Genomic DNA, 19,520 nt, shown 5'->3' on the forward strand with positions numbered 1-19,520 from the left:
TACTATCTCCAATTTATAGTTGTTGGCTAAATGCCCAAAATAAAAAGCTTAAAAATTAATGATCACTGTCTTCGTGTGCCATTGACAGATACACAATTGTCAACATCATGAATACGAAGGCTTGAATCAGGATTACCAGAATATGGAAAATAGCCCACGGTAGTGAACCCATCCATTGTAGCCACCATGGCAGCATTGCCGCACAAAGAATAAATACAACCTCACCAGCAAACATGTTACCGAATAGACGCATACCAAGTGACAACGGCTTCGCCAACAGGGAAACCACTTCAATCAGTAGGTTAAACGGAATCATGACAGGGTGATTGAATGGATGTAGTGCTAATTCTTTAGCGAATCCTCCTAGACCTTTCACTTTGATGCTGTAGTAGATCATCAATGCAAATACGCCTAGAGCCATAGCCATGGTGATATTCACATCAGCAGAAGGCACCACTTTTAAGTAAGGGATACCGAGCCAATGCTCAGCTGGGTACGGTAAGAAGTCGATCGGGACTAAGTCCATCACGTTCATCAAAAATACCCAACAAAAGATAGTCAGTGCTAAAGGCGCTATCAACGGGTTGCGGCCATGAAAGGTGTCTTTGACGTTCTCCGCGACAAATTCAACAATCATTTCCACAGCACACTGAAGCTTACCTGGCACACCTACTGTTGCTTTCTTAGCTACCGAACGGAATATTCCTAAGAAAATCAGTCCTGTAAACACAGAAAAAAACAGGCTATCGATATGTACGTTCCAGAAACTTGACGCCTCTTCAACTAAACCTAGCGAATGTAGAGAAAGGTTAGTTAAATGGTGTTCAATGTAACCGGACGAAGTTAGCGCTTCACCTGGCGCAGCCATAACTCATCCTATTTTTTGTTGTTAATGAATAGCACTGGCGCAAAGATATTAATTCCGAGAGCCAGCAAATAGGTTAGCTTAAGGGGAACAAGTTCCACCTGCATATACATGTAGACCAAGGAAAAGAGTGCTACCGTGATGAGAATTTTCAATGCTTCTCCAGTGTAGAACGAAGCCGCAATCCTTTTTGCTGCTCGAGCGCCACTAAACAGAAAAGCACAAAACGCAAATACGGTATTGGCGATGACAAAAATGCCTCCACCGATTAACGCTGAAAGTCCCCATTCAGCATTCACGACTAGCGTCATTCCTATTGCTACTAAAATGACCGCGACCAACTGGATCATCAACAATTGCTTTGCAAGCTCTCGTCCTGGTCTAGCTAATGCAGCCACCATGTATTCGTACCTCTACTTAAGATCCGCCGCGTTAAAAATCTGCGGTGGAAATTGGCGAAATTATACGGTCAGTCGACTTGATTGCAATGGACTCGATGAAAAAAGTTACAATTTTGTATCCTAACCGACAACTTCTCTACAAATAATTGCTTTTGAGAACAATTGATTCAGATCAATTATCTCATTTAGCTTTCTAGCTTGGCAATTAGCTGTTCTAATTTGTGAGGCTCATCAATACTGATTGTCAATTTTGCTTTACCGCTCTTAGAACGAACAATATTCACTTTTGCACCGAGTTTTTCGCTCAATTTTTGCGAGATATGTTGCGTATCTGAGTCTTCCGGCTGATTTTTTACATCAGACTGTGGTTCAAGACACTTTTTGACAATTTTTTCAGTTTGGCGGACGGTAAGTTGCTTTTTTGCGACCATTTGTGCGATATCGACTTGTTGGTCTTTTTCCAAAACCAACAGTGCACGAGCATGGCCCATTTCAAGCTGTTTGGAGGCAACTAACGTCTTCACTTGCTCATCAAGCAAGTTTAAACGTAGTAGATTGCTGACAGTGGCGCGTGACTTACCTATCACTTCAGCCACTTGCTGATGAGTTAATGAAAACTCATCTTGGAGGCGTTCCAACGCTTGAGCTTCCTCAATGACATTGAGATCTTCGCGTTGAATATTTTCAATCAAAGCCATTGCTATCGCAGCGCGATCTTCAACGGCTTTCACAATACAAGGCACTTGGCGTAAGCCTGCGTGTCTTGCGGCTCGCCAGCGACGTTCGCCAGCGATAATCTCGAATTTGTCTTCGCCAATGGGGCGTACGACAATCGGTTGAATAATACCTTGGGATTCAATGGAAGACGCTAATTCTTCAAGCGCTTCAGCAGACATATCTTTACGTGGCTGGTAGACGCCAGGCTTTAAACTCGATACCGAGATTTCAACCAACTCACCATCGGCAGAAAGCGCCTGACTGTGAATCGCGGTTTGTTGTTTTTCGCGAGCAACCGAGCTGGTAGAAAGCAGAGCATCAAGCCCTTTACCTAAACCACGTTTAGACATTGAAATGAATTCCTTTAGTAATTATTGATTATGCAACCGCTTCTTCATCACGGCGGAGCATTTCTCCTGCAAGAGCTAAATAGGACTTCGCCCCTGCAGAATATTTATCGTAATACATGGCAGGCTTACCATGACTTGGCGCTTCGGCTAAACGCACATTGCGAGGAATTACCGTACGGTAGACCTTGTTGCCGAAGTGCTTTTTAAGCTGTTCTGAGACTTCATTAGACAGTCGATTGCGCGGATCGTACATAGTCCGTAACAATCCTTCAATCTTCAAATTCTCGTTAACCACTGCGGACAACTTACTGATGGTATCCATTAATGCTGTCAAACCTTCAAGCGCGAAGTATTCACACTGCATAGGAACTAAAACCGAATCGGCCGCCGCCATCGCATTGATGGTCAATAGGTTAAGAGCTGGTGGGCAATCAATAAAAATAAAATCGTATTGGTCTCGGGCAGCAGCCAAGGCGTTTTTCAGGCGAACTTCACGAGCAAACACTTCCATCAGTTTGATTTCTGCTGCCGTGACATCGCCATTCGCTGGCACTAAATCGAAATGACCGCTGGTTTGGGTACACACCACTTCTTCGAGTGGTACATCTTCCACTAACAATTCATAGGCGGTGGCATCAACTTGATATTTATCGACGCCGCTCGCCATCGTGGCGTTGCCTTGTGGATCGAGGTCAACCACCAAAACTTTTCGTTTGGTCGCCGCCATTGAGGCAGCCAAATTAACACACGTTGTTGTTTTTCCAACGCCACCTTTTTGGTTGGCGATTGCTACGATTTTACCCACGATGTACCTCGTTTTTATCCCTTGCGCGATAAGATTACAAGATGGCGCTCCCCATCCAATTGTGGAACGCTCAAAGCCTTGATATCGATCACAGAACACCAGTCAGGGAGTAATTCGACTTCGTCGTCTGGTCGTTGACCTTTCAACGCTAAAAATACGCCTTGATTTTCATCTGGCAAATGATGACACCAATTAACCATATCGACCATTGAAGCAAATGCTCGACTCAGTACACCATGAAATTTGACTGAAGGTTGAAATTCTTCGACTCGACTTTGGACTGGCGTCACATTTTCGATCTTAAGCTCATGAATCACTTGCTTAATAAATCGAATACGTTTGCCTAAACTGTCGAGCAGTGTGAATTGTTTCTCTGGGTTCATTATTGCCAAAGGAATACCCGGTAAACCAGGACCTGTACCGACATCAATAAAGCGCTCACCCTGTAAGTGAGTGCTAACCACTATACTATCAAGAATATGTTTAACTAACATATCGCTAGGGTTGCGCACTGATGTCAGATTATACGCTTTATTCCATTTGTCCAATAACTGAACATAACCAACCAACTGCTCCCGTTGGCGCTCATTGACCTCTAAATCGGTTTTCGCAATCAGTACATCAAGTTCAGATCTTAGCGAACTCATACAAGCGCCTCACCCTTTTTCAGCATCCCATGCTTTTTCAGATGCACTAATAGGATCGAAATCGCGGCTGGGGTAACACCAGAAATACGCGATGCGATTCCCAGCGTTTCCGGCTTGGCCTCATTCAGTTTCAGAACGACTTCGTTGGATAGCCCTTTCACATCACGATAATCGAGTTCAAACGGCAACTTGGTGTGTTCATGACGCAGTGATTTCTCAATCTCATCTTGCTGACGCTTGATGTAACCTTCGTACTTAATTTGAATTTCCACCTGTTCAGTCGCTTGTTCATCGCTGAGGGCTGGCGCGAAACTTTCTAACTCAACCAGTTGCTGATAGTTCATCTCTGGACGTTTTAAGAGATCTTCACCGCTAGCTTCACGCACAATTGGTGTTTTGAGCAATTGATTTAATTCATCGATCCCTTGAGATTTAGGATTGATCCACAACCCACGTAGACGTTGACGTTCGCTCTCGATATTGTCCAATTTTTGGTTAAAGCGCGCCCAGCGTTGCTCATTGATCAACCCAAGTTCATGTGCTTTCGCCGTTAAACGCCAATCCGCATTATCTTCACGCAGTAGCAAACGGTGCTCAGCACGAGAGGTAAACATGCGATAAGGTTCTTTTGTTCCCATACTAGAAAGATCGTCAATCAGCACGCCCATGTAAGCTTGGTCGCGACGTGGGCTCCAACCTTCTTTGTCTTGGCTAAACAAGCTGGCATTCAAGCCAGCCATCAGGCCTTGAGCCGCGGCTTCTTCGTAACCTGTCGTGCCGTTGATCTGCCCAGCAAAGAATAAACCGGAAACAAACTTGGTTTCGTATGTCTGCTTGAGATCGCGAGGATCAAAGAAGTCATATTCAATTGCGTAGCCAGGACGGACAATATGTGCGTTTTCAAAGCCTTTCATCGATTGAACGATTTTCACCTGTACATCAAATGGCAAGCTGGTGGAAATACCATTTGGGTACAATTCATGGGTATTCAGACCTTCTGGCTCAATAAAAATTTGGTGACTGTTCTTATCCGCAAAACGCATCACCTTGTCTTCAATCGATGGACAATAGCGAGGCCCGATACCTTCAATCACACCGGCATACATTGGGCTGCGATCTAAATTAGCGCGAATCACATCATGAGTTTGCTCATTGGTGTGCGTGATGAAACATGGAATTTGGCGTGGATGTTGACTGCGATTCCCCATGAAAGAAAACACTGGCGCCGGATCATCACCATGTTGTGTATCCAAAGCCGCTAAATCGACAGTACGCGCATCGATGCGTGGAGGCGTACCGGTTTTTAGACGGTCAACACGAAACGGTAATGCACGAAGACGATCCGCTAACGCGATCGATGGAGGATCGCCTGCGCGGCCACCAGAAGAACTTTCCATTCCAATATGGATCTTGCCACCAAGAAAGGTCCCCACGGTCAACACAACCGCTTTGGAGAGGAATTTGAGGCCCATCTGAGTGACGACACCACGAACTTGATCATTTTCGACAATCAGATCATCAACCGATTGTTGGAACAAGGTTAAGTTTGGTGCGTTTTCCAATGCACTGCGAACATACGCTTTGTACAGTGCTCGATCAGCTTGCGCTCGTGTAGCACGAACCGCTGGCCCTTTTGACGCATTGAGGGTGCGAAATTGAATACCAGCATGATCAATGGCTTCAGCCATTAATCCGCCCATGGCATCGACTTCTTTGACCAGATGTCCTTTGCCAATTCCACCAATCGCTGGGTTGCATGACATCTGACCTAAAGTATCAATATTGTGTGTAAGTAAGAGGGTTTTTTGCCCTGTTCTTGCTGATGCAAGTGCGGCTTCCGTTCCTGCATGACCGCCACCAACTACGATGACGTCAAATGTTTCGTGGTAAAGCATGAACCGACCTCTGGTATCCAATCAATGGTAAAGCGAGATAAAAGAGCGATATTCTACCTTCTTTCCTAAAGAGAGAAAATCGGTTTTGCATTTTTTAATTTAAGGGTCTGAAACTAATATATATAAGATCTATATAGAGATCTTTTTTATTAGTACTATTATTAGGATCGACGATCTTTGTGGATAAGTAAAAAATGATCAATAAGATCATGGATCTCGAAACGATCATATCATGTGATCTGATCCTGATCTAAGTGAGGATTAGCTGGGATCAAAATGGCTACTTATACACAGGGGGTGTTCGATGCCTAAGTTATCATTTGGATAACTATAGGTTGATCACTGGAAAATGATCCATTTATCCACAGTTCGTTTGGTTAATTATTGCTCGATTGGTGGGCTTAATTATCCACAAATGAGCGATTGATAAAATTAACAGTAAAAAAAAGCAGCTCGAAAGCTGCTTATCTAAACTGAAAAAGATTACTCAAATTGGCTAATATGTTGCTTTAGCCATGCTTCTGCCGCATCTTCGGGTATGGTGTCTGTCGTTACATCAATTGTCAGACAGTCAGTCAGCGGTTGTGCCCCAATATCTTCTAGTAAGTCATAAGCATGTTTGCCTGCTTCGCAAAAGGTATCGTAGCTTGAATCGCCAATGGCAATGACCGCGTACTTGACTTCACTCATGCGTGGCGGTGTGTTTTGAAGCTCCGCAATAAAGGGCTGAATATTATCTGGATAATCTCCCGCACCGTGGGTTGACGTAATGATCAACCAAATTCCCTGCGCAGGGATCTCACTCATCTGAGGTTGGTTGTGAATGGTGGTTGATAAGCCGCGCTCTTCAAGGAGATCACTCAAGTGATCCCCAACGTATTCAGCCCCACCTAACGTGCTACCTGTAATAATGTGTATCATGCATTGTCCTTGTTGATGGCCAATAGAGAGAGTTATTTTCCGATACAGAATGAAGAGAAAATGCGGCCAAGTAAATCGTCGGAGCTAAATTCTCCTGTTATTTCACTCAGGTACTGCTGCGTAATACGTAACTCTTCTGCGAGAATTTCTCCAGCCATATAGCCTTCGAGTTGTTGTTGGCCTATGTCGAGATGTTCGGCGGCTTTTTCAAGTGCTTCTAAGTGGCGGCGACGGGCCATAAAGCCACCTTCACCGCTTCCAGAAAAGCCCATACACTCTTTGAGATGCGTACGAAGAGCATCAACACCCTGACCGGTTTTGGCTGACAGACGAATTAATGTCGGTGAATTAACGTGGCAGATCCCTAAGGTTTCTTGAGTTTGATCGACCTTGTTACGGATCACCGTCATGCCAATCTCCTCTGGCAATCGATCGACAAAGTCAGGCCAAATTTCGCGTGGATCGGTGGCATCTGTTGTGGTGCCATCGACCATAAATAACACGCGGTCTGCTTGGGCTATTTCTTCCCACGCTCGCTCAATGCCGATACGTTCAACCTCATCAGAAGCCACGCGCAGACCCGCGGTATCAATGATGTGCAGCGGCATACCGTCAATATGAATATGCTCTCTTAATACATCGCGAGTGGTGCCGGCTATGTCAGTGACAATTGCACTGTCTTTACCCGAAAGCGCATTGAGAAGGCTGGATTTTCCCGCATTAGGACGCCCAGCTATGACGACTTTCATCCCTTCTCGTAAAATGGCTCCCTGATTGGCTTCTTTTCGCACTGAGGTGAGATCATTAATGATGGTTTGAAGGTCGCCAGCGACTTTGCCATCAGCGAGGAAGTCTATCTCTTCTTCAGGAAAATCAATCGCAGCTTCAACGTAAATTCGTAGGTGAATTAATGCTTCCACTAGCTGGTTCACTTTACCGGAGAACGTGCCTTGCAGTGATTGAAGAGCGGATTTGGCGGCTTGCTCGGAACTGGCATCGATAAGATCTGCGATCGCCTCTGCTTGCGCCAAATCGAGCTTATCGTTTAAAAACGCGCGCTCAGAGAACTCGCCAGGGCGCGCAGTACGGATACCATCAATTTTGAGGATGCGATTAATCAGCATATCCATCACGACAGGGCCACCGTGGCCCTGAAGCTCAAGAACATCTTCACCCGTAAACGAATTTGGGTTGGGGAAATACAGCGCGATGCCTTGATCGAGTTGCGTGCCATCTGAATTGAGAAACGGTAAATACTCCGCATACCGAGGGCGTAAACTTTTACCGGTTACTTGCTGTGCAACGTGTGAGGCGAGTGGGCCTGAAACACGAATAATTCCGACCCCACCACGACCGGGAGCGGTCGCTTGGGCAACAATAGTGTCTGTGGTCATAGTCTTGCCTGTGAACCTGCTATGCGGTTCTGTGTGAATAAATGAATTAGCTGAATTGTAATCAGCCTAAACAAAAAAGGCGACCTTTAAGGCCGCCTTTGTCGAGTTAAGAGCTAGTTACTTCTTGGAGTGTAAGCCTTTCTTCTCAAGTGATTTATAGATCAGCGTTTGCTGAATCAGTGTCACAACGTTCGATACCAACCAGTATAGAACTAGGCCTGATGGGAAGAACAAGAAGAACACAGTAAACATCACAGGCATGAAGGTCATGATCTTCTGTTGCATCGGATCAGTGACCGTTGTTGGGCTCATCTTCTGGATCATAAACATGCTTGCACCCATCAAGAGTGGCAAGATGTAGTATGGGTCTTGCGCAGATAGGTCATGAATCCAACCGAAGAATGGAGAGTGACGCAGTTCTACTGACTCCATCAAAGCCCAGTAAAGTGAGATGAAAATAGGCATTTGCAGTACAAGCGGTAGACAGCCACCCAGAGGGTTTACTTTCTCTTCTTTGTACAGTGCCATCATTTCTTGGCTCATACGCTGACGATCATCGCCAATACGCTCACGCATCGCTTGCAACTTAGGTTGCAACATACGCATTTTCGCCATTGATGTGTATTGCGCTTTGGTTAGTGGATACATCGCACCACGAACGATAAAGGTCAAACACATGATAGCAACACCCCAGTTGCCAACAAAGCTTTGAATCAATGACAGCAACATGTGCAGCGGTTTTGCGATAAACCATAGCCAGCCATAGTCAACCACGAGGTCGAGATTTGGCGCCACTTTCTCCATTTGGTCTTGAAGTTTTGGACCTACCCACAACGTGGCTTTTAGCTCCGTTTGGCTACCATCTGCGATGGTTTTGTTTGGCATGCGAACACCAATATCACCCACATTACCAATGATGCGTGTGTAGAGGTTCGTGCCTGGTTCATCACGAGGAACCCATGCAGTGGCAAAGTAGTGCTGAATCATGGCTGCCCAACCTTGACCGTTAGTCAAAGGAATCGACAGGTTGCGATCTTGCATGTCTTCGAAACTGTATTTTTTGTAGCGAACGTCTTCAGTAGAATATGCACCACCACGATAGGTTGGCATTGTAATGCTGCCACCGTCATCGACAACACTTTGACGAAGATGAGCATACATACCGATGGTGGCATTCGCGCCTGAGTTGTTTTTCACATCGTAAATGACATCAATGGCGTAGCTATCACGTTGTAGTACGAAAGTTTTGGTGTATTCCAAGCCATTCGCTGTGTAGGTCATTGGAATACGCAGCTCGTTTTGACCGTCGGCCAATGTGTAGCTATCGCTTTCAACTTGGTAACTCGGACGATTGTTGCTGCTTAAATCGATGCCTTGAGGGCCAATTAAACCGCTTTGAGCGATGAATTGATGGCTTGGGGAATCTTTTAGAAGAACAAATGGGTCTTCAGAATCGAGTTCTGCGTCATATTGATTCAGTTTTGCCGAAACAACATCGCCACCGATCGTGTCAATAGACAGAGTCAATACATCTGTTGTGACCGTAATTGTTTTCGCCGACGCCTGCGTTGCAGGTGCTGGGTCTAATTCATCAGCAAAAGATGGTGCAGGTAGAGAGCTGCTTGATTGAGCCTGTTCAACCGGCTGTGGAGCTGGGTTCTTCGCCGCTTGCCATTGTTGAAACAGCAAGAAAGAAACCAGCGCGAGCGCGATTAACAGGATATTACGTTGAGAATCCATCGTTATTTATCTCTGTCATGTTTTTGGGTTGGTGGCGGTACTGGATCATACCCACCTTCATTCAAAGGGTGGCATTTTAATAGACGTTTGCCTGATAACCAACACCCTTTTACAAAACCGTGAGCTTTCAACGCTTCAATCGCATATCTCGAGCATGTCGGCGTGAAGCGACAACGTGGACCTATGAGTGGACTAATTAACCACCGATAGAGGTAGACTAGCCCTATGGCTAACCACGCGAGGGGCGAGACAGGCGATGCCATAGCTTATCAAACAACTGAAACATTTCTTCATTACTCAGCTCTTGAGCACTTTTCTTGGCAATGACGACAAAGTCTTTGTTCGGAAGTTGATGCTGCTTGTTACGAAAACTTTCGCGCGCTAAACGTTTAAAACGATTACGACCAACGGCGGTTTTTATTTGCTTTTTCGGAACGGCTAAACCTAATCGGGGGTGAGATAGGTTGTTATTACGAGCAATGATGGTGAAATGAGGTGAGCCTGCTCGATGAGCTTGCTGAAAGACATTTTGATAATGTTCGGGAGTTAACAAACGTAACTCCCGATTGAACGCGTACGTATTCAAAATAAACGAGCGATTATTTTGATAGGCGCTTACGGCCTTTTGCACGACGTGCATTAATTACTTTACGACCGTTCTTAGTAGCCATACGTGCACGGAAACCGTGAGTACGTTTACGCTTCAGAACTGAAGGTTGAAAAGTGCGTTTCATGATAATTACCTTTACTGATCAGTAGTTTTAGGTCAATGTTAACCCGGCGTGGGCAATGATTTACTCTTTTAATTAAAGAGGAAAATACCGACGCCTCTCAACAAAGAGGCGGAATTGTAATCACAGTGTTCCTCGCTGTCAATGACTGAGGCATGATGACATTCCGGCCGGGCGATTATACGGAGTGTGGCTGAAATCTCAAGGATCGATCTTGCTTGATCCTCGATCTTTATTCCGCCCCTACTTGGCGTAAGAATTTCTTTAGTCTCGGATCTTGCGCCTGTTCAAACAGTTGTTGTGGTGTTCCCTGTTCGACAATGTTGCCTTCTGCCATAAAGATCACTCGATCTGCCACTTCTCGAGCAAACTGCATTTCATGCGTCACCACCAGCATCGTTTGCTGCTCAGTCGCCAGTCGTTTCATGAGGGCCAGTACTTCCCCTACCCATTCTGGGTCGAGGGCGGATGTTGGCTCATCAAACAGGAGCAGTTCGGGTTGGAGTGCCATTGCGCGGCCAATACCGACGCGTTGTTGCTGACCACCAGAGAGTGATGCTGGGTAGGCATCCCCTTTATCCCCCAAACCAATATCATCCAAAATTTGCTGGGCGCGATCTAAGGCTTGTTGCTTATTCCAACCTCGCACCGTAATCAAACCTTCAGCGATGTTTTGTCTCGCATTCATATGGGCGAACAGGGCGTAGTTTTGAAAAACAAACCCGGTTTTACGCCTGAGTGCCAGTTCTTCTGCTTTGGTATAGCGTTCAACATTGACCGAGATATCATCAATGTTAATGTGCCCTTGGTCAGCGCGTTCTAAAAAGTTAATGCAGCGTAATAGCGTTGATTTTCCTGTACCGCTAGAGCCAATAATAACGATGATCTCGCCTTGTTTGATTTCAAGGTCAATGCCCTTAAGAATCTCGCTATCGCCGAAACGTTTGTGAATATTGGTGAGTTTTATCATCGCACATATGCCTTATTGAGTTTCTGCTCTGCCCAAGTTTGAATTCGAGTCAAAATCAACACCACACCCCAATAAATCAGAGCGACGGCTAAGAAGGCTTCAAAAAATCGAAAGCTGGAAGATGCTTCCATTTGCGCTTTCGCCATAATTTCTGCCACACCTAAGGTAAAGGCAAGCGAGGTCGATTTAATCATGTCGATAAAATAGTTCATCAGCGACGGCAGTGCGACGCGACTGGCTTGTGGCAAAATCACGCGGCGCATCGCTTGTGATGTCGTCATTCCGACGGACAAGCTGGCTTCCATTTGGCTACGATCAATGCCAATGATGGCTGCGCGAATGGTTTCCGCCATATAGGCAGCAAAGTGCAAGGTTAAGCCAATGACTGCGGCTGAAAAGGCATCCAGTCCAACAAGAATTGGAAAGATCTGGGGAAGGCCGTAATAAAGCAAGAAGAGCTGTACAAGCAGTGGCGTGCCACGGAAAAAGCTAATATAGAGTTGGCTAAGTTGATCGAGTACTGGGACACGAAATACACGAATATTGGCCAATATGACGGACAAAATGAGTGAAAAGAACAAGCCCCATACGGCCATCTCCATCGTTGTACCTAAGTACTTCAACAAGATCGGCATTAATCCGAGCATGTAATCAAAGTCAAAACCCATAACGCTACCTTATAGAGACAACAAAAAGGTGGAATCGAAATTCCACCTTTTATAGTGTGTCAGTAAATATGTTGGCTTGTCGATTTATTTAGTGATGTCAGCGCCAAACCACTTTTCAGAGATTTTCGCTAACGTTCCGTCTTCACGCATTGCTGCCAACGCTTTATTGACGTCTTGCTGCAGTTTTTTGCCTTTTTCGTTATCCACGAACGGCCATGCGTTTTCAATCGTTTCAAACGGTTTGCCTGCCAATTGTAGTGGTAGACCCGTTTCTTTAATCAGCTGAAGAGCGGATAAGCGGTCCATGATGAAGGCGTCAGCGCGACCCAGTGCTACGTCATGTTCAATGCCCGTCTCGTAGGTTTTGATATTGATTTCACCATCGGTGTTGTACTTGTTGAGTAGCTGTTCAAAGTTAGAGCCAAGGTTAACCGCAACAGTTTTGCCTTTTAGGTCATCAATGCCTTGGATGTCGTCATTGCCTTTACGAACGGTAATTTGTGCACCATCAACAACGTATGGGTCAGCAAATAGGTATTTCGCTTTGCGTTCTTTGGTAATCGTGATTTGGTTAGAGATGGTATCGATACGGCCTGTTTCTAAAAGACCAAACAAACCAGAGAAATTTGCAGTGACATATTCCACGTTGTAGTCATTACGTTTACCAATCTCATCCCAAAGGTCGACTTCAAAACCTTGCAATTTATCTTGCTTAACAAAGGTGAATGGGAAGTAACGGCCTGACATACCGACTTTAACATCCGTCGCAGCTTGAACGGTTGCCGTTGATAGAGCAATAGCAGCTAGCGCTACCTTTAACCAGTTTTTCATATAACAAGTCCTCAAAATTTATAGTCAGAAATTTTACTATTTTATTGTTAATTAGATAAATAACTAAGTGCGATATTCTAGATGGTGGCGGAATAAGTTTGTATAAACCCGCCTCTCATTAAGAATAAGCCGTGGATGATCAGTGTGTAACTTTTTTCATTCACACAGTTATCACCACCAGCAGGATCCGCGTAAAAATACTCAAATGTGGATCAAATTGTGAGTAAAAATAGTACTAGGTGTGTAGATCTTAACAAATTCAGCGAAATCATTGTGAATAACTTAGATCTTATTCACTGGATCCTCGATCAATTACTGGCGATCTCGGTTATCAACAGGTAAGATTGTCCTTCTTTTCCGATCATCGATTTATTGAGTGGGGGCAACGTGTCATCTTCGCTTTGGTTGCAGTGTTTGCAACAACTTCAAGAAGAGCTACCAGCAACAGAATTCAGTATGTGGGTTCGTCCGCTACAAGCCGAGCTGAATGACAATACTCTCACCTTGTTTGCGCCAAACCGGTTTGTGTTGGATTGGGTACGAGATAAGTATCTCAACAACATTAATCGTCTGTTACAGCACTATTGCGACCATGAGATTCCTCATCTTCGTTTTGAAGTCGGCAGTAAGCCGGTGTCTCGTCCGGTTGCTGAACCTGCACCTAAAAAACCGTTGCGTACGCCCGCTGATGTCGCGGCGGAATCATCTGCGCCCGCTCAGCTTCAAGCTCGTAAGCCAGTACATAAAACTTGGGATGATGACGCGCAAGCGATCTCAGATATCAATCATCGTTCGAATGTGAATCCTAAACACAAGTTCAATAACTTTGTGGAAGGTAAATCCAACCAGTTAGGTTTAGCGGCGGCACGTCAAGTCTCTGATAACCCAGGTGCAGCCTATAACCCATTGTTTCTGTATGGTGGTACGGGTCTTGGTAAAACCCACTTATTGCATGCGGTAGGCAATGCGATTGTGGATAACAACCCCAATGCGAAAGTGGTGTACATGCACTCTGAACGTTTTGTGCAGGATATGGTTAAGGCACTGCAAAATAACGCGATTGAAGAGTTCAAGCGTTACTATCGCAGTGTGGATGCGCTGCTTATCGATGACATTCAATTTTTCGCCAACAAAGAGCGCTCACAGGAAGAGTTTTTCCATACCTTCAACGCATTGTTAGAAGGTAACCAGCAGATCATTCTTACCTCAGACCGTTATCCAAAAGAGATCAACGGCGTGGAAGATCGTTTGAAATCTCGCTTTGGTTGGGGCCTAACGGTGGCGATTGAACCACCAGAGTTAGAAACTCGCGTTGCGATTTTGATGAAGAAAGCTGAGGACCACCAAATTCACTTGGCGGACGAAGTGGCGTTCTTTATCGCTAAGCGTCTGCGTTCTAATGTTCGTGAGTTGGAAGGGGCACTCAATCGTGTTATCGCCAACGCCAACTTTACTGGCCGCCCGATTACGATTGATTTCGTGCGTGAAGCGCTACGCGACCTTCTTGCTCTGCAAGAGAAGCTGGTGACCATCGATAACATTCAAAAGACGGTGGCGGAATATTACAAAATTAAAGTCGCTGACTTACTGTCAAAGCGTCGTTCACGCTCGGTTGCGCGTCCACGTCAGCTAGCGATGGCGTTATCCAAAGAGCTTACCAACCACAGTTTGCCTGAAATTGGCGATGCATTTGGTGGTCGAGACCACACTACCGTTCTGCATGCGTGTCGTAAAATCGAGCAGTTGCGTGAAGAAAGTCACGATATTAAAGAAGATTATTCGAATTTGATTCGTACTCTTTCTTCTTAAATCATCGCGTTATGCGTATCCTAAGCACTATACTTATTCACAGCCAATCGTTAAGAGCGAACTATGAAATTTACCATTGAACGTAGCCACTTACTGAAGCCCTTACAGCAAGTTTCTGGCGCTTTGGGTGGACGTCCTACTTTACCTATTCTTGGCAACTTACTGCTCAAAGTCGAAGAAAATGTGCTGTCGATGACAGCAACCGACTTAGAAGTCGAATTGATCAGCCGAGTGACGCTTGAAGGCGAATATGAGTCGGGCAGTATTACGGTTCCATCGCGTAAATTTCTCGATATTTGCCGTGGCCTTCCTGACGATGCGAACATTACGTTTGTGTATGAAGGTGATCGAGTTCAAGTGCGTTCTGGACGTAGCCGTTTTTCGTTATCGAAATTGCCTGCCGACGATTTTCCAAATATCGAAGATTGGCAGAGTGACGTTGAAGTGACGATGACACAAGGTGCGCTTAAAGGTTTGATTGAAAAAACACAGTTTTCGATGGCAAACCAAGATGTGCGCTACTACCTCAACGGGATGTTATTTGAAATCGATGGTAATACACTGCGCAGTGTGGCGACCGATGGTCACCGTATGGCCGTTGCGCGCACTGAGTTAGACGGTGAATTTGCCCAGCAGCAAATCATTGTTCCACGCAAAGGGGTTCAAGAGTTGGTGAAACTCCTGGATGCACCTGAACAGCCGGTTGTTTTGCAAATTGGTAGCTCTAATGTGCGCGCTGAAGTGAATAACTTTGTGTTTACCTCGAAGTTGGTCGATGGCCGCTTCCCGGATTACCGCCGCGTGTTACCGCAAAATACCACCAAGACGTTAATCGCTGGTTGTGATGAATTGCGCCAAGCGTTTTCACGAGCAGCAATTTTATCCAATGAAAAGTTTCGTGGTGTGCGGGTGAATTTGAGCGGTGAAGAAATGTGTATTACCGCCAATAACCCTGAGCAGGAAGAAGCCGAAGAGATGCTCGATGTCCAGTTTGAGGGCGAGCCGATAGAAATCGGGTTTAATGTCAGCTATGTGCTGGATGTGCTCAATACTCTACGTTGCGAGAATGTTCGCATGTCGATGTCTGACTCAAACGCCAGTGCGCTGGTGGAAAACTCTGAGGATGACAGTGCGATGTACGTGGTTATGCCGATTCGTTTATAAGCACCTTGAATGCCTCTTAATCGCTTAGTCATACAGCAGTTTCGAAATATTAAAGCCTGTGATATTGAACTATCAACAGGCTTTAACTTTCTTATTGGCCCGAATGGCAGTGGCAAAACCAGTGTTTTGGAAGCCATTTATATGCTCGGCCATGGACGTTCTTTTAAAAGTACACTCACTGGAAGAGTGATTCAAAATCAGTGTGATGAGTTATTTATCCATGGAAGAATTCATCAACCAGAGCAAGATAATTCTTCATCATCTGCCCGTTTTTTGAACTCGAACCAATTTGAGCTACCTGTTGGCATTAATAAGCAGCGTGATGGCTCAACAGAGGTTAAAATAGGCGGTCAGTCTGGACAAAAATTAGCGCAGCTTGCACAGGTTTTACCCTTGCAATTAATTCACCCTGAAGGGTTTGAATTGCTCACTGATGGTCCGAAACATCGTCGTGCGTTTATCGACTGGGGCGTCTTTCATAGCCAACCCGGTTTTTATGAAGCATGGGGGCGCTTTAAACGTCTTAACAAGCAGCGTAATGCGTTGTTGAAAACCGCACAGCGTTATCGTGAACTCAGTTACTGGGATCAACAGTTAGCGCAGCTAGCGGAGCAAATCAGTGTATGGCGTGCTGAGTATGTTGAGCAGTTGAGCGGGCAAGCGCAAGCGCTGTGTAAAACCTTTCTACCTGAGTTCGATATCAGTCTGAAATATTATCGTGGTTGGGAAAAAGAGACAGACTACCAAGAGTTGCTTGAACGTAACTTTGAGCGTGACCAAGCGCTTGGTTATACAGTCAGTGGGCCCAATAAAGCTGACTTGCGAATAAAAGTGAATGGAACCCCCGTTGAGGATGTTCTATCACGTGGGCAGTTGAAGTTAATGGTCTGCGCATTGCGCGTGGCGCAGGGTCAACATTTAACTCAACAAACCGGCAAGCAATGCATCTATTTGATTGATGACTTTGCCTCTGAATTAGATAGCCAACGTCGTAAACGTCTTGCAGACAGTTTAAAACAGACGGGGGCGCAAGTTTTTGTAAGCTCTATTACTGAGCACCAGATCGCGGACATGCGAGATGGTGATAAAGGCAAGATGTTTCATGTGGAACATGGCACAATAGAGCAAGGATAAATAGTGAGAGAGTAACTCATGTCTGATAATTACGATTCATCGAGTATTAAAGTACTGAAGGGTCTGGATGCGGTACGTAAGCGTCCTGGAATGTACATCGGCGACACAGATGATGGTACCGGTTTACACCACATGGTTTTTGAGGTGGTGGATAACTCAATAGATGAAGCGTTGGCAGGTCACTGTAAAGACATCGTAGTGACGATCCATGAGGACAACTCGGTATCAGTTTCTGATGATGGTCGCGGTATTCCGACCGAAATGCACTCAGAAGAAAATGTTTCCGCAGCGGAAGTCATCATGACAGTCCTTCACGCGGGCGGTAAATTTGACGATAACTCGTACAAGGTCTCTGGTGGTCTGCACGGTGTTGGTGTGTCAGTGGTTAATGCCCTATCTGAAAAGGTAGAGCTCACCATCAAGCGTGGTGGGCACATTCATACTCAGACCTATCGTCATGGTGTGCCTGACGCACCGCTTGCGGCGGTTGGCGATACCGAAGAAACAGGAACGATGATTCGCTTCTGGCCAAGCGGTGAAACCTTTAGTGATACCGAATTCCACTACGAGATTCTTGCTAAACGTCTGCGTGAGCTTTCGTTCTTAAACTCTGGTGTTTCCATCAAGTTGAATGATGAGCGTGAAGCGGATAAAAATGACCACTTCATGTACGAAGGCGGTATTCAAGCGTTTGTTACTCACCTCAACACCAATAAAACGCCGATTCACGATAAAGTCTTCCACTTTAACTCAGAGCGTGAAGACGGTATCTCGGTTGAAGTGGCGATGCAGTGGAATGATGGCTTCCAAGAAAGCATTTTCTGTTTCACTAACAACATCCCTCAGCGTGATGGCGGTACTCACCTTGCCGGTTTCCGTGGCGCGTTGACGCGTACACTGAATACCTTTATGGATAAAGAGGGTTACTCGAAAAAAGCCAAAGCAGCGACTTCCGGTGATGATGCGCGTGAAGGCCTGACTGCGGTGATTTCGGTTAAAGTTCCGGATCCAAAATTCTCAAGCCAAACTAAAGACAAACTGGTTTCTTCTGAAGTGAAATCAGCGGTTGAATCGGCTATGGGTGAAAAACTTTCTGAATTCTTGGTTGAGCATCCAAACGAAGCAAAAATCGTGTGTTCAAAAATCATCGATGCTGCTCGTGCGCGTGAAGCCGCTCGTAAAGCGCGTGAGATGACTCGTCGTAAAGGTGCGCTAGATTTGGCAGGTCTTCCTGGCAAATTGGCGGATTGCCAAGAGAAAGATCCAGCACTGTCTGAACTCTACATTGTGGAGGGTGATTCGGCAGGCGGCTCCGCAAAACAAGGCCGCAACCGTAAGAACCAAGCGATTCTTCCATTGAAAGGTAAAATCCTTAACGTGGAGAAAGCGCGCTTCGATAAAATGCTCTCTTCTCAAGAAGTAGCAACTCTGATTACCGCTCTAGGTTGTGGTATCGGCCGTGATGAGTACAACCCAGATAAACTGCGTTACCACAATATCATCATCATGACCGATGCGGACGTCGATGGTTCTCACATTCGTACCCTACTGTTGACATTCTTCTATCGTCAAATGCCTGAGTTGATTGAACGCGGCTACATCTATATTGCTCAGCCACCACTGTACAAAGTGAAAAAAGGCAAACAAGAGCAATACATTAAAGATGAAGAAGCGATGACCCAGTATCAAATCAGCTTGGCCCTAGATAACGCTGCGCTGTACGTCAACGCTGAGGCGCCTGCAATGTCGGGTGAGCATCTGGAAAAACTGGTTCAACAATACAATGCGGGTATGAAGCTGGTGGATCGTATGAGCCGCCGTTACCCTTACGCACTCGTGCATGAATTTATGTATGCGCCTCGCATGACGGCTGAAAAATGCCATGATGCGGCGGAAGTGGAAGCGTGGACCAAACAATTGGTGGAAACACTCAACAGTAAAGAAGTGGGTGCAAGTCAATACTCTTACGAGATTGAACAGCACTTGGAGTTGGGTTTAAGCTTGCCAAAAATCATCGTACGTACTCATGGCGTTCGTCATGAATATGCGTTAAGTGTTGATCTGTTTAATTCCAAAGAATACAGCAAGTTAGCCGATATTTCTTTGGCGTTAGATGGTTTGATTGGTGAAGGTGCCTATATTCAGCGTGGTGAACGTAAGCAACCTGTGTCGACTTTCGTGCAAGCGACGGAGTGGCTGCTTAAAGAGTCTCGCCGTGGGTTGAGCACTCAGCGCTACAAAGGTTTGGGTGAGATGAACCCAGATCAGCTTTGGGAAACCACCATGGATCCTGAAACACGTCGTATGATGCAAGTGACTATCGATGATGCGGTCGGTGCTGATCAACTGTTTACCACCTTGATGGGGGATCAAGTTGAACCACGTCGTAACTTTATCGAAGAGAACGCACTTAAAGTGGCTAACCTCGACGTTTAGATGGATGTTCCGATACGGAATCATCGCTAAATAACTGCAAAA

The 19,520-nt window shown here is 45.6% G+C and carries 19 protein-coding genes; 4 read left to right on the top strand and 15 right to left on the bottom strand.

Translation table 11 applies throughout. The features are described from left to right. Positions 1–55 precede the first annotated feature (55 nt). From atpB to ACFFUV_RS20790, 15 genes are all read right to left on the bottom strand, one after another. Positions 56–868: a F0F1 ATP synthase subunit A gene (atpB, locus tag ACFFUV_RS20720; RefSeq protein ID WP_390196905.1), complete on the bottom strand. Its 813-nt coding sequence runs from the start codon at positions 866–868 to the stop codon at positions 56–58. 8 nt (positions 869–876) lie between these two features. After that, positions 877–1,266, bottom strand: a complete 390-nt coding sequence (locus ACFFUV_RS20725) for a F0F1 ATP synthase subunit I (protein ID WP_390196908.1) — start codon at positions 1,264–1,266, stop codon at positions 877–879. 185 nt (positions 1,267–1,451) lie between these two features. Beyond that, entirely contained in the window at positions 1,452–2,333 is an 882-nt protein-coding gene (locus ACFFUV_RS20730; protein WP_390196911.1) for a ParB/RepB/Spo0J family partition protein, read from the bottom strand. A gap of 28 nt (positions 2,334–2,361) precedes the next feature. Beyond that, positions 2,362–3,138: a ParA family protein gene (locus ACFFUV_RS20735; RefSeq protein ID WP_390196914.1), complete on the bottom strand. Its 777-nt coding sequence runs from the start codon at positions 3,136–3,138 to the stop codon at positions 2,362–2,364. Between the two features lie 14 nt (positions 3,139–3,152). Next, entirely contained in the window at positions 3,153–3,785 is a 633-nt protein-coding gene (gene rsmG, locus ACFFUV_RS20740) for a 16S rRNA (guanine(527)-N(7))-methyltransferase RsmG (protein WP_390196917.1), read from the bottom strand. Further along, entirely contained in the window at positions 3,782–5,680 is a 1,899-nt protein-coding gene (mnmG, locus tag ACFFUV_RS20745) for a tRNA uridine-5-carboxymethylaminomethyl(34) synthesis enzyme MnmG (RefSeq protein WP_390196920.1), read from the bottom strand. The genes rsmG and mnmG overlap by 4 nt, the downstream gene beginning before the upstream one ends. 483 nt (positions 5,681–6,163) lie before the next feature. Then, on the bottom strand, positions 6,164–6,601 hold the full coding sequence (gene mioC, locus ACFFUV_RS20750) for an FMN-binding protein MioC (RefSeq protein ID WP_390196923.1): 438 nt from the start codon (positions 6,599–6,601) through the stop codon (positions 6,164–6,166). Positions 6,602–6,633: 32 nt separating this feature from the next. Next, the gene (mnmE, locus tag ACFFUV_RS20755; RefSeq protein WP_390196926.1) at positions 6,634–7,995 is read right to left on the bottom strand and encodes a tRNA uridine-5-carboxymethylaminomethyl(34) synthesis GTPase MnmE; all 1,362 of its coding nucleotides are present in this window, start codon (positions 7,993–7,995) and stop codon (positions 6,634–6,636) included. Positions 7,996–8,112: 117 nt separating this feature from the next. After that, positions 8,113–9,735: a membrane protein insertase YidC gene (gene yidC / locus ACFFUV_RS20760; RefSeq protein ID WP_390196929.1), complete on the bottom strand. Its 1,623-nt coding sequence runs from the start codon at positions 9,733–9,735 to the stop codon at positions 8,113–8,115. 2 nt (positions 9,736–9,737) lie between these two features. Next, a complete protein-coding gene (gene yidD / locus ACFFUV_RS20765; protein ID WP_390196934.1) occupies positions 9,738–9,998 on the bottom strand; it encodes a membrane protein insertion efficiency factor YidD in 261 nt (86 codons plus the stop codon). After that, a complete protein-coding gene (gene rnpA, locus ACFFUV_RS20770; RefSeq protein WP_390196937.1) occupies positions 9,965–10,288 on the bottom strand; it encodes a ribonuclease P protein component in 324 nt (107 codons plus the stop codon). The genes yidD and rnpA overlap by 34 nt, the downstream gene beginning before the upstream one ends. A gap of 46 nt (positions 10,289–10,334) precedes the next feature. After that, positions 10,335–10,469, bottom strand: coding sequence for a 50S ribosomal protein L34 (rpmH, locus tag ACFFUV_RS20775; protein WP_093278272.1), 135 nt, complete (start codon positions 10,467–10,469; stop codon positions 10,335–10,337). A 229-nt stretch (positions 10,470–10,698) separates the two neighbouring features. After that, the gene (locus tag ACFFUV_RS20780; RefSeq protein ID WP_390196941.1) at positions 10,699–11,436 is read right to left on the bottom strand and encodes an amino acid ABC transporter ATP-binding protein; all 738 of its coding nucleotides are present in this window, start codon (positions 11,434–11,436) and stop codon (positions 10,699–10,701) included. After that, a complete protein-coding gene (locus ACFFUV_RS20785) occupies positions 11,433–12,104 on the bottom strand; it encodes an amino acid ABC transporter permease (protein WP_390196943.1) in 672 nt (223 codons plus the stop codon). Before ACFFUV_RS20785 ends, ACFFUV_RS20780 begins: the two co-directional genes overlap by 4 nt. Positions 12,105–12,188: 84 nt before the next feature. Then, on the bottom strand, positions 12,189–12,935 hold the full coding sequence (locus tag ACFFUV_RS20790; protein WP_390196946.1) for an amino acid ABC transporter substrate-binding protein: 747 nt from the start codon (positions 12,933–12,935) through the stop codon (positions 12,189–12,191). Positions 12,936–13,322: 387 nt separating this feature from the next. Between ACFFUV_RS20790 and dnaA the strand changes: the two genes are divergently transcribed. The 4 genes from dnaA (at position 13,323) to gyrB (ending at position 19,478) form a co-directional block, all read left to right on the top strand. Next, complete coding sequence (dnaA, locus tag ACFFUV_RS20795) at positions 13,323–14,744, top strand: chromosomal replication initiator protein DnaA (protein WP_390196949.1); 1,422 nt, start codon at positions 13,323–13,325, stop codon at positions 14,742–14,744. Between the two features lie 63 nt (positions 14,745–14,807). Next, positions 14,808–15,908 carry a DNA polymerase III subunit beta gene (gene dnaN, locus ACFFUV_RS20800; protein ID WP_390196953.1) on the top strand — a complete coding sequence of 367 codons (1,101 nt, stop codon included), beginning with the start codon at positions 14,808–14,810 and terminating at the stop codon, positions 15,906–15,908. A 9-nt stretch (positions 15,909–15,917) separates the two neighbouring features. Beyond that, complete coding sequence (gene recF / locus ACFFUV_RS20805) at positions 15,918–17,042, top strand: DNA replication/repair protein RecF (protein WP_390196956.1); 1,125 nt, start codon at positions 15,918–15,920, stop codon at positions 17,040–17,042. Between the two features lie 18 nt (positions 17,043–17,060). Then, entirely contained in the window at positions 17,061–19,478 is a 2,418-nt protein-coding gene (gene gyrB, locus ACFFUV_RS20810; protein ID WP_390196959.1) for a DNA topoisomerase (ATP-hydrolyzing) subunit B, read from the top strand. Positions 19,479–19,520 lie beyond the last annotated feature (42 nt).

It is taken from the genome of Vibrio olivae (genome assembly GCF_042428525.1).
In the GTDB taxonomy this organism is placed as follows: Bacteria; Pseudomonadota; Gammaproteobacteria; order Enterobacterales; family Vibrionaceae; genus Vibrio; species Vibrio olivae.

Coding starts and splice junctions, on each gene's coding strand:
- atpB (WP_390196905.1), bottom strand. CDS start 868: ATGGCTGCGCCAGGTGAAGCGCTAACTTCGTCCGGTTACATTGAACAC.
- ACFFUV_RS20725 (WP_390196908.1), bottom strand. CDS start 1,266: ATGGTGGCTGCATTAGCTAGACCAGGACGAGAGCTTGCAAAGCAATTG.
- ACFFUV_RS20730 (WP_390196911.1), bottom strand. CDS start 2,333: ATGTCTAAACGTGGTTTAGGTAAAGGGCTTGATGCTCTGCTTTCTACC.
- rsmG (WP_390196917.1), bottom strand. CDS start 3,785: ATGAGTTCGCTAAGATCTGAACTTGATGTACTGATTGCGAAAACCGAT.
- mnmG (WP_390196920.1), bottom strand. CDS start 5,680: ATGCTTTACCACGAAACATTTGACGTCATCGTAGTTGGTGGCGGTCAT.
- mioC (WP_390196923.1), bottom strand. CDS start 6,601: ATGATACACATTATTACAGGTAGCACGTTAGGTGGGGCTGAATACGTT.
- mnmE (WP_390196926.1), bottom strand. CDS start 7,995: ATGACCACAGACACTATTGTTGCCCAAGCGACCGCTCCCGGTCGTGGT.
- yidC (WP_390196929.1), bottom strand. CDS start 9,735: ATGGATTCTCAACGTAATATCCTGTTAATCGCGCTCGCGCTGGTTTCT.
- yidD (WP_390196934.1), bottom strand. CDS start 9,998: ATGGCATCGCCTGTCTCGCCCCTCGCGTGGTTAGCCATAGGGCTAGTC.
- rpmH (WP_093278272.1), bottom strand. CDS start 10,469: ATGAAACGCACTTTTCAACCTTCAGTTCTGAAGCGTAAACGTACTCAC.
- ACFFUV_RS20780 (WP_390196941.1), bottom strand. CDS start 11,436: ATGATAAAACTCACCAATATTCACAAACGTTTCGGCGATAGCGAGATT.
- ACFFUV_RS20785 (WP_390196943.1), bottom strand. CDS start 12,104: ATGGGTTTTGACTTTGATTACATGCTCGGATTAATGCCGATCTTGTTG.
- ACFFUV_RS20790 (WP_390196946.1), bottom strand. CDS start 12,935: ATGAAAAACTGGTTAAAGGTAGCGCTAGCTGCTATTGCTCTATCAACG.
- dnaN (WP_390196953.1), top strand. CDS start 14,808: ATGAAATTTACCATTGAACGTAGCCACTTACTGAAGCCCTTACAGCAA.
- recF (WP_390196956.1), top strand. CDS start 15,918: ATGCCTCTTAATCGCTTAGTCATACAGCAGTTTCGAAATATTAAAGCC.
- gyrB (WP_390196959.1), top strand. CDS start 17,061: ATGTCTGATAATTACGATTCATCGAGTATTAAAGTACTGAAGGGTCTG.